The organism is Pseudomonas oryzihabitans, assembly GCF_001518815.1.
Lineage (GTDB): Bacteria > Pseudomonadota > Gammaproteobacteria > Pseudomonadales > Pseudomonadaceae > Chryseomonas > Chryseomonas oryzihabitans_E.
This window is the reverse complement of the sequence record NZ_CP013987.1, coordinates 2,372,536-2,385,916: the sequence shown is the minus strand read 5'-3', so window position 1 is coordinate 2,385,916 and position 13,381 is coordinate 2,372,536. Positions and strand designations below refer to the sequence as shown.

The window sequence follows — 13,381 nt, the reverse complement described above, 5'->3', positions numbered from 1 at the left end:
TGGCCGATCCGCCCCGAGCCGGCGGGGTTGCGGGGGACCGCTCGGTTAGCCGCCAGGGGCGGCATGTTTCTTGGCCAGGCGCTCGGCCCGTTCCAGGTCTTTCTTGCCGCCGCAGCGGTCGTGCAAGCCGATCGCCTTGCGCAGCATCTCGATCGCCGAGACCAATTGGCCCGGACGGCCTGGTCGATCCTCGTCGACGTCGGCCAGCTCGGCCCGGCCGATGGCCAGGTAGAGCTTGGCGCGCGCCTCGTCGGGCATGTCGTGCTCGTCGGTGAGTACGGCGGTGCGGACCAGGATGTCCAGGTCGAAGATCTGGCCGGCTTTCTGCGCTGCGAGTGCGCCTTCGGCGACTTCCTCGGCGATCAGGCAGCCCGGGGTGCGCTCGAAGCGATCGGGCATCAGCAGGCCGTGGCGCAGCACGTAGGCGGCGATGTCCAGGGCGCCGGCGAACTCGCCGGCATCGATGCGCCAGATCATCACGGTGACCAGCACTTCGTCTTGGGCGCCATTGCCGCCCTCGAGCACGCCGCTGACATAGTCAGCGTAGGCGCCGAGCAGCTGCCGCTTGAGTTCGGCCTTGGCCTGGGTGGATTGCACCTGCTTGAGTCGCAGCCGGTCCTGCAGCAGCTGGGCCAGCTGCTGCTCGTACACGGTGCGGCCCGCCATGGTGTCGGCCGGCCCGGCGGCCGCGGCGGCGAGCGCCGCCGCAGCTGCCTGGAAGTGGCTTTTCGCGGGAGAGGAGGCCATGGCTTACACGCCCGTCACGATGTTTTCGATCAGGCAGCCGAAGCCGTAGTCCTCGACCACGTAGGCGTCGTTGCTCGACTCGTAGTTCTCGATGCGGTTCTTCTCTGGCGCCTCCTTTACGAAGCGGCGGCGGCCACCGGTTTGGTAGTACAGCGACAGGTTTTGCAGCGAGGTGATGAGCATCCCGTTGTCCGGGCAGTACGGCACCTCCACCGGCTGCAGACCGCCCATGCGGCGCTGGGCCAGGATGACGTCGGTGGCCAGCTTCTCGGAGGCGGGCTGCTCCTTGTTCACCAGCGGGAAGTACTTGTCGTGCACCAGGTCGCGGCCAAGGATCACCACCAGGCCCGGATCCTTGCGGTACCAGGGGTCGATCAGGTTGCTGACCGCGTCGAAGACCAGGGCGTCCAGGTTGTTGTAGTCGGCGTCGCTGCCGGTACCGATCACGATCTTGCCTTCGGCCTTGCCCGACTTCAGCACGCGCTGCGGTGCATTGCTGCGGTACTGCTGCAGCCAGCCGATGTTCACGTCCTGCAGCAGCGGGTTGGTGGCGCGGTTGGTGGTGGCTGCGGCGCTGGTGCCGTTGAAGCCGATCATCAGGCGGTCCAGGGCCTGCCGCTTCACAATGGCGTCACGCAGGCGAGACTGGAAGTCGGGGAATTTGGCCCAGGTATCCAGCAGCTGGTAGGTGATGGCGGTGTCGAAGTCGGTTTTCTTGCACTCGTACCCGCGATTGTCGAGCGCCTGCATCTCGCGGGGTTGGCGGATGGCGGTGCCGCTGGTGTCGGTGCGGCCCGCGATGGTGCCGGAGACGCCCAGGCCGACTTTTTCGCCCATCAGCTCGTCAACGGGGATGACGTTGATCTTGCTAAGGAATTCGCTGGACTCCTGGATGCGGGTCTCCAGCTTCTGCTGGACGGTGGGCGCCACGGCGAAGGTCGCTGCGGAGGAGGAGACGCCGGACAGCTTGGCGACCTGCTCCAGGTATTGGTTGAACAGCACACGGGTATCGTTACGCATGGATCTCTCCGGAAGGTGAACGGCTGATCAGCAGTCGGTCAGGTTCTGGCCATCGCCGCCGGTGACCGGAGGGCGCTTGGGTTGGTTGGGGTCTTGGGTCTGGCTGAGCTGCAGCTGCAGGGCGGCGAAGTCGGTCTGCAGCTGCTTGTGCTTGCCAGCCAATTCGGTGAGGGCGGCCTCGGCGCGGGTGAAGCGCTCGTCTTGCTCGCGAACGTGCTCGGCCACGGCGGTGACCGCGGCGCCGAACTGGGCGAACTCGCCCTGGGTCTGCGCGTCCTTGCCCTTGAGCAGCTCCTGGACCTTGGCGAAGAGCAGGGCGCCCAGCCCGGGCTTGTCCTCGACCTCGTCGAAGGTGAGGGCGGTCTCCTCGGCCACGGTGAACAGGTTGTCCGCATGCAGCTTGCGACTGGCATAGGGGTTGGCCGCCGGATTGGCCGCGGCGAAAGACAGCACGTCGGTACCCAGGCTGGCCGGGCTGTCGGTGATGCCCAGGCCGACCAGGTAGGCGGCGCCGGTGTCGGCGAACTTGGGCGAGATCTCGATCGAGGTGTAGATCTTCTGCTTGGCCTTGTTCATGGCCACCAGGTCGGCGGTGGGCTCGATCTGGGCGAACAAGGCAAGCTTCTTCTGGCCGTTGATCTCGACCTCTTCGGCCTTCACTGCCACCACGTCGCCGTAGGCCTTGAAGGGGCTGTCCGCCACGCTGCTGCGGATGTGCTCCATCCAGATGCGGGCGCCGTAGGTCTTGGGGTTGTAGCTGGCCGCGGCCTGCTCGATCCAGGCGCGTTCGATCTGGCGGCCATCGCTGGTGGCGCCCTCGACAGCGACGCGGAAGAAGGGAGAGCGAAGTTTCGGGGTCTTGGGGTCGGCCATGCCGGGGATCCTCAAAGGCTTAGCGGGAGTGCTTGGGCGATGAGGGGCATGGTCGGGACGCGCGCGCGTCCCAGCAACGAGGGGCCGTTGTAGCGGCGCGCTGTACAAATCCGCGCGCTATGGAGGAGGGAGCAGGGGCGGCAGTCTGGCGGCCATGAAAAGCCTACCTGAATCCGACTCCGTGCCTATCCCGTCCACCGACCTGCTGATGGACGTGCGCCGCCGCGCCAAGCATCTCTACTGGATGGGCTGGCGGGTGACAGAGATCGCCGAGGCAATCGAGGAGAAGGAGAAAACTGTCCATAGCTGGAAGGCCCGCGACGAATGGGATCGGGCCGACAACGTGGAGCGCATCGGCGGGGCGCTGGAGGCGCGCCTGGTGCAGCTGATCCTCAAGGACGCCAAGACCGGCGGCGACTTCAAGGAGATCGACCTGCTGCACCGCCAGCTAGAGCGCCAGGCGCGGATTCAGCGCTTCCAGGGTGGCGGTACTGAGGCCGAGCTCAATCCCAAGCTGGACAATCGCAATGCCGGACCGAAGAAGAAGCCGTCGCGCAACGAATTCACCGAGGAGCAGATCGAGGCCCTGGAGAGCGCCTTCCACGACCAGTGCTTCGGCTACCAGCTCGACTGGTACCGGGCAGGCCAGCAGCGGACCCGCGCCATCCTCAAGAGCCGGCAGATCGGCGCCACCTACTACTTCGCTCGCGAGGCCTTCCTGGATGCCCTGATCACCGGGCGCAACCAGATCTTCCTGTCGGCCAGCAAGAACCAGGCGCATATCTTCAAGGCGTATATCCAGGCCTTTGCGCGGGAGATCTGCGGTGTCGAGGTGACCGGGGATCCGATCATCCTGGCCAACGGCGCCGAGCTGCACTTCCTCGGCACCAATGCCCGCACCGCCCAGGGCTACCACGGCAATTTCTACTTCGACGAATTCTTCTGGACCTTCCGCTTCGAGGAGCTGAACAAGGTGGCCAGCGGCATGGCCATGCAGAAGCAGTACCGTCGCACCTACTTCTCGACGCCCAGCTCCATGGCCCATGAGGCCTACACCTTCTGGACCGGCGAGCGCTTCAACAAGGGCAAGCCCGTCGCCCAGCACCTCAAGCTGGATGTCTCCCACGACGCCCTGCAGCAGGGCCGGCTCTGCGAGGACCGGATCTGGCGCCAGATCGTCACCATCCTCGATGCCGAGGCGCGCGGCTGCGACCTATTCGACTTAGAGGAGCTGAAGCTCGAATACTCGGCCGAGGCCTTTCAGAACCTGTTGATGTGCCAGTTCGTCGACGACGGCGCGAGCATCTTCCCCCTGGCCATGCTGCAGCCCTGCATGGTGGACAGCTGGGTCGAGTGGGCCGAGGACTACAAGCCTTTCGCCGCCCGGCCGCTGGGTGATCGCCCGGTCTGGGTCGGCTATGACCCCGCCGAGAGCGGTGACACCGCCGGCCTGGTGGTGGTCGCGCCGCCGGCGGTACCGGGCGGCAAGTTTCGCGTGCTTGAGCGTCACCAGTTCCGCGGGATGGACTTCGCCGCCCAGGCCGAGGCAATCCGTCAGGTCTGCCAGCGCTACTGGGTGAGCTACATCGGGATCGACGTCACGGGCATGGGCAGCGGCGTGGCCCAGCTGGTGCGCCAGTTCTTCCCGGGGCTGACCACCTTCAGCTACTCGCCCGAGGTGAAGACCCGCCTGGTGCTCAAGGCCTACGACGTGATCAAGAACGGCCGGCTCGAATTCGACGCCGGCTGGACCGATGTCGCCCAGTCGCTCATGGCCATTCGCAAGACCACCACCGCCAGCGGCCGGCAATTCACCTACACCGCCGGCCGCAATGACACCACGGGCCACGCGGATCTCGCGTGGGCCCTCTTTCATGCCCTGCACAACGAGCCGCTGGAGGGCCAGACCGGCCGCAACACCGGCGTCATGGAGATCTACTGATGAGCGATTCCACCTGCCTGACCAGCCTGGCCGCCCACGCGCCTGGCGTCGAAGCCTTCACCTTCGGCGATCCGGCGCCAGTGCTCGATGGCCGCGAGGTCTTCGACTACCTGGAGTGCTGGTTCAACGGCCGCTACTACGACCCGCCGCTGTCCCTCGACGGCCTGGCCAAGGCCACTCGGGCAAGCGTCTATCTGGATTCGGGGCTCAAATTCAAGCGCAACCTTCTAGCCCGCACCTTCATTCCGCATCCGCTGCTGAGCCGCGCTGCCTTCGAGCAGTTGGCCCTGGACTACCTCTGGTGCGGCAACGCCTATCTGGAGCGCCGCCAGTCACGCTTGGGTACGCCGATCAGCCTGCAGCCGCCGCTAGCCAAGTACATGCGGCGAGGGGAGGAGGGCCGCTTCTTTCAGGTCAGGGGCTGGCAGGACGAACATGAGTTCGCCCAGGGCACCATCTGCCACCTGCGCGAGGCCGATATCAATCAGGAGATCTACGGCATGCCCGAGTGGCTGGCCGCGATGCAGTCGGCGCTGCTCAACGAGTCGGCCACGCTGTTCCGGCGCAAGTACTACAACAACGGCAGCCACGCCGGCTTCATCTTCTACATGACCGACGCCGCGCAGAAGGAGGAAGACATCAACTCCCTGCGCACCGCACTTCGCTCAGCCAAGGGCCCGGGCAACTTCCGCAACCTGTTCGTCTACGCGCCCAATGGCAAGAAAGATGGCATCCAGCTGATCCCCGTCAGCGAGGTGGCGGCTAAGGACGAATTCAACTCGATCAAAAGCATCACCCGCGACGACATGCTCGCCGGCCTTCGGATCCCGCCGCAGCTGATGGGGATCGTGCCGCAGAATGCCGGCGGCTTCGGCTCGATTAAGGAGGCGGCGGAGGTGTATGCGGCGAATGAGCTGGAGCCGCTGCAGGCGCGGCTGACTCAGGTCAACGACTGGCTGGGTGAGGAGGTGATCCGCTTCCGGCAGTATGAGTTGGTCAACACTACAAATTAAGCTCTACGCGAAGAGCTAGCCTAGCTCAATAGCGAATCTACTCGTTCTGATTTATCGATCAGAACCAGGCGTCTACCCAGTCTCCCGTTGCCGCGGCAGCAATCGCATCTGCGTCGCGTCGCGCCGTTCTAGCAGCTGCTTGCGGCTACGCAGCTGCAGAGCCAGGGCGTTATCACGTCCGGTCATTTCTACCGCCTGCGCCTGGCGCTCAAAATCTTGAAGGATGAGATCCCATCGCTCACAGATTGCCCGTTCGGCACCCGTGTCCTGCCGCTTGCGGTAAATAAGTGCGGCTCGCACGAAGACGAATGGGTCAGCGCAGCGACGCTGTCCTGCAGGTTGACTGAAATAGTCACGCTCGCGCTGAAGACAATTGTCCAGCAGTACCTGCAAGTTTCCGATACCGCTTAAGAAGAAGGACATATTTTATCCTCGGATGCCCCGTTAGGGGTCAGATGACTGCCGCTCTTAGCATCGCACCACCACCGAGGAGGCATGGACCACTGTATCTTTGCGGCACCGGATAAGCTTCCTTGCCAGCCAAGAGTGGAGCTGCAAAGGCCTGCGTTAATAAGATCCCCAGCGCATTCGTATCAACGGTTTAGGGGGTCGCCTGCACCGGCCTGGTCATCGACTTCACCCGGATCGACATCTTCATCGGCATCCGTTGTTCCTGGCATACCAGGCGTGTCGGGATTTGGCGGTTCAATAGGATCGGGCTCAACGGCCTGCACCGATAACTGCTCGAGTTGTTCCTTCCGCGACTGGTTAGCCAAATGAAGGCTGTTGATGGAGCTTTGCAGCACCGACAGTGGGGTCGTTGTGCGGGGGCTTGCGCCTGACGCGCCTATTCGGGCCCAGGTACGCATATCGATGATCATCCGACTACCTCTCAAGGAGACCAGAATGGCCTCACGCATGGGAGGTCGACCCACACCTTACGTTCAGTGGCCACTATCACCACCGGTCCGGTGAGTAGCTAGTGCTAGCGCACAAGGAAGAGGGCGAGTCGCGCCAGGCCCTCGGACGAGCTCACGAGGGTTCAATGAACCGCCGGCCCGGCTGAACTCCGCGAGACTGTACCTGGCGCGCGCCGTCGTCCCCCCGCCACGCCTGCGGGCTAAATGTGTCGCTTTTTCTGCGGCCCTGCACGACGCCCTGGTGCACGCCAGTACTGGGCTAGACGGAGGCTTTGGGTACGTGGAATTACCTGCGAATCCCTGCACCACTGGAGCTTTTTAAAGACGTGTAATGCATGGCCCTGTGCGGACGACCTGAACCAGGTGTGCAGCCACCCTCGTCATGTATGAGACGTCGAGCACTTCATGCTGATACGCGTCGTGGAAGGCCACCACTCTGTTGGGAGCCATGACCATGACTGTGACGATTGGAGCGGATGCTCCTTCAAGCACGTATACGGTTACTACCACCTCGTATGTGGATGGGAAAAAGCCTTCCACATAAGACGCAAGCCTCGCCCTGGCGTCGCTGTTCACCTTTACCGTCCTTATGCTTGGTAAGGGGGGAGTCTTGCGCGGCACCCTACGGTTCGGTCAAGCGTAGGCGTTGAAATATCACCTGCAGGACCGCGTGACTTGGCTCAAATCCTATATGGGGTGCTTCGGGGCGTTACTTCCGTTCCTTTGGGATAGGCCGGGCAAGGGAGCCCGCGTCATCACTGGGCTCGCGGCCAATTTCGTGGTCGTTACTCAGCCGTTACCTGTACCGTTACTTTTTCTTAAACCATTGATTTAGAGCGGTTTTCAGTTTTTCAAAAGTAACAGTGAAAATTGTTACTTAGGAACGGTGAAGTAACGAAAAAGTAACGGCAGCCGGATTGGCTGGAAGCCTTGTAGGACGGGCCTTAGCTCGGTGAAAGGCGTCCAGGTAACGGAAGTAACGCCATCCCCTTGCTCGAACATAAATCCGGGATCTCGCCCAATTTGCGCGCAAAAGGTCTCTCGCTCGCTTTGACGCTTTCGCACGTTCATAGACGCTCACACGCCCAAGCCCAGAGGTTGGCCGAGGCGAATAATAAACAGGCTGGATTCGCGGGTGAGAGAGAGGGAAAAGGCGAGGGAAGGAGAAGGCGTTGCTACAAATTTGCTACGAGCCGAAACGGGATACTCTGGAGGCAGCGCCAGGCGGGCGTTCCAGCTTCAGTCGGCCCGATCCATCATGGGCGCCACGGAAAAGCGGCGGGACGGCTCAGGGCGCGTGGTTGCTGGGTTTGAGGCGGTTTCGGCTAGCATTGGGAGACTTCGTTTGTAGCAATGTGCTGCACCTGTGGGCGTGTCTTCCTGGCTCAGTGCTAAATCTAAGCACTCGGAAAAAACGTCTAGCACTCGGCAGCAGAAGAAAGGATGACACGGCGAGAAAGGGATAAGGGCGTGAATGACTATGCCCAGATCAGGCGGCGCCGCGAGAGGCCCACAGTCTATCAAGATTTCCCGGTCTCCGAGCGGACCCTGACTGCTTAGGCTTGAGGGGGACGCATGCGGAGCATGGGATGCGGTGGGCTTAGCGCTGCAAGTCTGTACGCCGCCTTGGCGGTTCGTGGGATAGGCCGATGCCAGCAACGACCGCGCCCTCGATGACGGCTATCTCACTAGTGACACGCTAGTTGCCTGTCAGGACGGCGCCTAGCTGTAGTACGCCATCTTCAGCACATGAACATACCGGCCTTTCTTCCTGCACGGGCCTACATCAGTGAATCGTCCAGGGCTACCAGAGCGCAGGTCCGCTGTTATTGGGCGGCGAAAGCCAGAACTCCATCGCCTGATTTTAGCTAGCTGTTTCAAGATGTTGCCATCAGGGATTGCCTTTAGATTCCCGCGAAAACGTTATGATATAACGTGCGCCTTGATTGGCTTGGCCGATGCTCTGGCGTCAGCAGTGGGTATCGGCGTTTTCGCTTTGCTAAGGACTGTCATGCTTTTATCCCGCACCTTCCGTACAGCCCTGACGGCTTCGGCGCTGGCGACCCTGGTCGCTTTCGTGCCCACGCTTTCCAATGCCCAGGACCGCGTCTTCGACGTGGTCGGCCCCTTCGAGATTGGCGGGCTGGATCCGTCCATCTCGGGCTTTGTCTTCCAGCGCATGCAGATCACCGAAACGCTGCTGGAAGCCGACGCCAAAGGCAAGCCGCTTCCTGGACTGGCAGAGCGTTGGACGGAGTCGGCAGATGGCCTGACCTGGCGCCTGGCCATTCGGCAGGGCGTGAAATTCCATGACGGTAGCGATCTCACGGCCGATGCTGCGGCGGCCGCGCTGAACGCGGCACGGGGCAAGCCTGGAGTGCTCAAGCAGGCCGGCATGGAGTCGGTCACCGCGGCAGGCAATGAGGTGGTGATCCGCCTGGTGAAGCCCTTCAAACCGCTGCTGGCGCTGTTGGCTCATTCCTCCACCAATATCCTGGCACCAGCGGCCTATGACACCGAGGGCAAGGTGCAGAAGATCATCGGCACGGGACCGTACCAGCTGACGCTGCTGGAGCCGCCGCAGCGCCTGGCCGCGGAGTGCTTCACGGGTTACTGGGGCGCCAAGCCGGAAATCGCCCGGACGACCTACCTGGCCGCCGGCCGGGGCGAGACGCGTACCCTGATGGCAGAGAGTGGCGATGCGGAGCTGGTATTCCAGCTCGATCCGCCGAGCATCGCCCGGCTCAAGCGCTCGAGCAGCCTCAAGGTGCTGATCGAGCCGGTCCCGCGGGTGGTGCTGCTGACCCCCAACTCCGGCGCTGGCGCCACTGCGCCGGTCGAGGTCCGCCAGGCGCTCAGTCTGGCTATCCAGCGCGAGGGAGTCGCCGCCGCCGTATTGCGAGCGCCGGGTACCGGGGCGACCCAGCTGTTCGCCAAGAACGTGCCTGCCTGGCACGACCCCGAGCTGGCGCCACTCGCCTACGATCCGGGCGCTTCGCGCACGCTACTGGCCGGGCACGGGTGGGCACCTGGAGCCGATGGCATCCTGCAGAAGGACGGCAAGCCTCTCAAGCTCAAGCTGCTGACCTATTCCGATCGTCCTGAGCTGCCGTTGATCGCTACCGCGTTGCAGGCGCAGCTGCGGGAGGTTGGCGTGGATGTCGAGGTCGCGGTGCAGAACTCCAGCGCCATTCCGGCAGCCCACAATGACGGCTCACTGCAGCTGGCGCTCTATGGCCGCAACTTCGCCCTGGTGCCCGATCCTCTGGTCACCCTCTTAAATGATTTCAGCCACGGCGGCGCCGAATGGGGGCCGCTGGGTTGGAAGAATCCTGCCTTCGACCAGGCCTTGGCCGCGCTGCTGGCCAGCGATGATCCAGCCGAGCAACAGCGCCACCGCTATGCCGCCATTGCCCAGGTGCAAAAGGACCTGCCGGTGATTCCCGTGGCCTGGTACCGCCAGACCATGGCGGTCTCCAATGCCGTCGAAGGCGCCGCCATCGATCCCTTCGAGCGCACCTTCGGCCTGAGCAAGATGCGGTGGACCCAATGACCCGATTGCTCGCCTTTCGCCTGCTGCAGGCGGGCCTGGTCGCGCTGGTGGTCGGAGGCCTTACCTTCCTGTTCATGAATCTACTGCCGGGTGACGCCGCCTACCGCATCGCCGCCGGACGTTACGGCTACGACCTGGTGGATACCGCCGCCGCCGAGGCGGTGCGGGCCGAACTTAATCTCGATCAGCCGCTGCTCTGGCGCTTTTTTACCTGGATCGGCGATCTGCTGACCCTGGATCTCGGGCATTCGCTGGTGTCCGGTAAGCCGGTGATGGACGTCGTTGCCCATGAGCTAGGTAGCTCCATCCGCCTGGCCATTGGCGCCGTCTGCCTGTCGCTACTGATCGGGCCGCCGCTGGGCGTGGTGGCGGGTCTGCGTCCGGGCAGTGTGCTGGATCGCGGCCTGCTGGTGCTGACCACCGCCATCCGGGCGCTGCCGCAATTCGTTCTGGGCGTGATCTTCGTGCTGCTGTTCGCCATCTCCTGGAAGCTGTTTCCGGCGGCTGGGCACGGCACCTTCTGGCACAGCGTGTTGCCCACGTTGACCCTGGCACTGGGCCTGGCGGCCGTGTCTTCCCGGGTTGCCCGGGATGCCACCGTGGAGGTGGCGGCATCCGCCTACTACAGCTTTGGCCGACTCAAGGGGCTGAGAGGCGCCAGCGTGTTCCTGCGCCATGGCCTGCGCAACATCGGGGTGCCGGTGGTGACCTACCTCGGGGTACAGCTGGTGTATCTCATCGAGGGCGTGGTGGTGGTAGAGACGCTGTTCGCCTGGCCGGGCATTGGCCACGGCCTGGTCCATGCCATCGTCCAGCGCGACGTGCCCATGGTGCAGGGGACCGCCCTGGCGATGGGCCTGCTGTTCGTCATCCTCAATACCCTCGTCGATCTCGCCAACCACCTGATCGATCCGCGCGGGAGAAACGCATGAATCTGGACGCTACCGCCGCCCTGGCGGCGCCACCGGTAAAATCCTCCGCCCGCTGGCTGGGTCTGAGCCTGCTGGGAGCCCTGGTCGCCTTCGCGGTGCTGACCCCGCTGCTCTGGCAAGGCGACATCGCCCGCCAGGACTATATGGCGATCCTCGCGGCACCCAGCAGCGCCTATCCCTTCGGTACCGACCACCTGGGGCGCGACATGCTGGCCCGGTTGTCGGTGGCCATCCGCTTCTCCCTGGGGCTGGCCTTCATCAGTGTCTGTACCGCCGCCATCCCTGGTGTGCTGTTAGGGATCCTCGCCGCCTGGAAGGGCGGTCTGGTCGACAAGCTGCTGGGTGGGCTGGCCGAGCTGTTCCTGGCCTTGCCGGGGTTGCTGCTGGTACTGCTGATCGTCGCGGTATTTCCCGGGTCTTTCGTCGCGCTCTATAGCGCCGTGGCCCTGGTGCTGTGGGTGGAATACTTCCGCATGACCCGCGCCCTGTCGCGCACCGTGCTGGCCTCGCCGGCGGTGTTCGCCAGCCAGCTGCTGGGCTTCGGTCCCGTCTACATCGTACGCCGTCACCTCTGGCCACAGCTGGCACCGGTGCTGCTGACCATCGCAGCCTTCGGCGCCGCCTCGACCATCATGGCCATTGCCGCTCTGGGCTTCGTCAGTATCGGCGTGCGGCCACCCACGGCGGAGCTGGGGCTGATGATCACCGAGTTGCTGCCCTATTACGCGGAGGCGCCTTACGTCATCGCCCTGCCGATCATCGCGATCTTTCTGACCGTGCTGTCATTGATGCTCATCACTGGAGGACGCAAGCCATGACCTCGTCGCTCATGACCACGGCGCTTGAGATCCGCACGGCAGAGGCGCAGTTGGTGGCACCGCTGTCCATCAGCCTGGCACCGGGTCAGGTGCTGTCCATCATCGGGGAAACCGGCTCCGGCAAGAGTCTCTTCGCCCAGGGCGTCGTCGGCAATCTGCCGGCGGGGCTGCAGGCGCACGGGCAGGTCGGCTTGCCGGACGGCTTCAGCGAGGAGGGGCGTCAGTCCGGCCGCCGTCAGCATTGGGGCAGGGGGCTGGCCGTGCTGCCCCAGGAGCCCTGGCTGAGCCTGGACCCGACCATGAAGGCGCTGTCCCAGGTGACTGAGACCTATACCCAGGTGGTCGGGCTCAAGACTGCGGAGGCCCGCCAGAAGGCTACCGCGGATCTGGCGCGACTGGGCCTGACCGGCGCCGAGCGCAAGTATCCCTTCCAGTTGTCCGGCGGCATGGCGCAACGCCTGGCCTTCGCCGCCACCCACGCCGGTGGCTCGCCGGTGCTGATCGCCGACGAGCCCACCAAGGGCCTGGATCGGGATCGTATCGACGAGGTCATCGACCTGCTCAAGGCCATGTTGGCCGATGGCGGCAGTCTGCTCATCATCACCCACGATCTTGAAGTGGCGCGCCGACTGGGCGGCGAGGTGATGATCATGCTCAAGGGGAGGGTGGTCGAGTCCGGTAGCGCTGAACAGGTCCTTGGTCAGCCGCAGCACGCCTATACCCGCCAGTTGCTGGCCGCCGATCCTGCGCATTGGCCCAGACGGGTGCCGCGACCGCTCACGGGCGACCCCGTGGTGGCGGTCGAGGGTCTGGCGGTCCAGCGCGGCGGTCGGCAGCTGTTCGAAGACCTCTCCTTCGCGGTCAGGCCAGGCGAGATTCTCGGAGTGACCGGACCATCCGGTTGTGGCAAGTCGACCCTGGGCGACCTCATCCTGGGGCTTGCCGCTCCCAGCGCGGGCGCGATCCGGCGTCAGCCGGGTCTGAGCCGCTTCGCCTTCCAGAAGCTGCACCAGGATCCGGTCGCCGCCTTTGCGCCTTCGGTGACCCTTCGCCAGCTGCTGGCGGATCTGGTTCAGCTGCACCGGCTGGACACCTCCAGAATCGGCCGACTGATGCAGCGCCTGCGCCTCGACGAAGGCTTGCTGGATCGACTGCCCGGCAACATCTCGGGTGGCGAGCTGCAGCGTTTTTCCCTGCTGCGCGTACTGCTGCTCGATCCGGTGCTGATCTTTGCCGACGAACCCAGCTCGCGGCTGGATCTCATCACCCAGAAGGAGATGATCGAGCTGCTGGCCGAGACTGCCGAAGCCTTCGGGACGGCCATACTGCTGGTCAGTCACGACGAAGACCTCGTGGACGCCGTGTCGGACCGGCGCCTGCATCTGGCCGGCGGCACGAGGACGCTGCAGGAGCCGGCAGCTGTAGCAGGACGGGGCAGCCGATTGGCTGAGTCCCTGACCTGACGTAACGGCCCGCGCTGGGGAGGGCGGGCCTCACCCACCGGACGTCGCCACCGCCGCGGAAGGAATCCGCTGCTTTCGCGCGCGCGCCTTTCACATAACT

General features: G+C 64.1%; 11 protein-coding genes. 6 read left to right on the top strand and 5 right to left on the bottom strand.

Features of this window, described 5'->3' with window-relative positions; genetic code table 11:
- Positions 1-45 precede the first annotated feature (45 nt).
- The 3 genes from gpM to APT59_RS11005 are packed head-to-tail and all read right to left on the bottom strand — an operon-like array spanning position 46 to position 2,640.
- Complete coding sequence (gene gpM / locus APT59_RS11015) at positions 46-747, bottom strand: phage terminase small subunit (RefSeq protein ID WP_059314887.1); 702 nt, start codon at positions 745-747, stop codon at positions 46-48.
- A gap of 3 nt (positions 748-750) precedes the next feature.
- Positions 751-1,767, bottom strand: coding sequence for a phage major capsid protein, P2 family (locus APT59_RS11010; RefSeq protein ID WP_059314886.1), 1,017 nt, complete (start codon positions 1,765-1,767; stop codon positions 751-753).
- 27 nt (positions 1,768-1,794) lie between these two features.
- Entirely contained in the window at positions 1,795-2,640 is an 846-nt protein-coding gene (locus APT59_RS11005; protein ID WP_059314885.1) for a GPO family capsid scaffolding protein, read from the bottom strand.
- A 154-nt stretch (positions 2,641-2,794) separates the two neighbouring features.
- On the opposite strand from APT59_RS11005, the gene APT59_RS11000 reads away from it, so the two are divergent.
- Entirely contained in the window at positions 2,795-4,582 is a 1,788-nt protein-coding gene (locus APT59_RS11000; protein ID WP_059314884.1) for a terminase ATPase subunit family protein, read from the top strand.
- On the top strand, positions 4,582-5,595 hold the full coding sequence (locus tag APT59_RS10995) for a phage portal protein (RefSeq protein WP_059314883.1): 1,014 nt from the start codon (positions 4,582-4,584) through the stop codon (positions 5,593-5,595). The genes APT59_RS11000 and APT59_RS10995 overlap by 1 nt, the downstream gene beginning before the upstream one ends.
- A gap of 72 nt (positions 5,596-5,667) precedes the next feature.
- Here APT59_RS10995 and APT59_RS10990 read toward each other — a convergent pair whose 3' ends face one another.
- Both APT59_RS10990 and APT59_RS22410 read right to left on the bottom strand, forming a co-directional pair.
- A complete protein-coding gene (locus APT59_RS10990) occupies positions 5,668-6,018 on the bottom strand; it encodes a hypothetical protein (protein WP_059314882.1) in 351 nt (116 codons plus the stop codon).
- Positions 6,019-6,188: 170 nt separating this feature from the next.
- On the bottom strand, positions 6,189-6,476 hold the full coding sequence (locus tag APT59_RS22410) for a hypothetical protein (protein WP_156428946.1): 288 nt from the start codon (positions 6,474-6,476) through the stop codon (positions 6,189-6,191).
- Between the two features lie 2,050 nt (positions 6,477-8,526).
- Here APT59_RS22410 and APT59_RS10985 point away from each other — a divergent pair.
- The 4 genes from APT59_RS10985 to APT59_RS10970 are packed head-to-tail and all read left to right on the top strand — an operon-like array spanning position 8,527 to position 13,281.
- Entirely contained in the window at positions 8,527-10,068 is a 1,542-nt protein-coding gene (locus APT59_RS10985; RefSeq protein WP_059314881.1) for an ABC transporter substrate-binding protein, read from the top strand.
- Positions 10,065-11,000, top strand: coding sequence for an ABC transporter permease (locus APT59_RS10980; protein WP_059314880.1), 936 nt, complete (start codon positions 10,065-10,067; stop codon positions 10,998-11,000). The genes APT59_RS10985 and APT59_RS10980 overlap by 4 nt, the downstream gene beginning before the upstream one ends.
- Positions 10,997-11,818, top strand: a complete 822-nt coding sequence (locus tag APT59_RS10975; protein ID WP_059314879.1) for an ABC transporter permease — start codon at positions 10,997-10,999, stop codon at positions 11,816-11,818. Before APT59_RS10980 ends, APT59_RS10975 begins: the two co-directional genes overlap by 4 nt.
- The gene (locus tag APT59_RS10970) at positions 11,815-13,281 is read left to right on the top strand and encodes an ABC transporter ATP-binding protein (protein ID WP_059314878.1); all 1,467 of its coding nucleotides are present in this window, start codon (positions 11,815-11,817) and stop codon (positions 13,279-13,281) included. Before APT59_RS10975 ends, APT59_RS10970 begins: the two co-directional genes overlap by 4 nt.
- Positions 13,282-13,381: the final 100 nt, after the last annotated feature.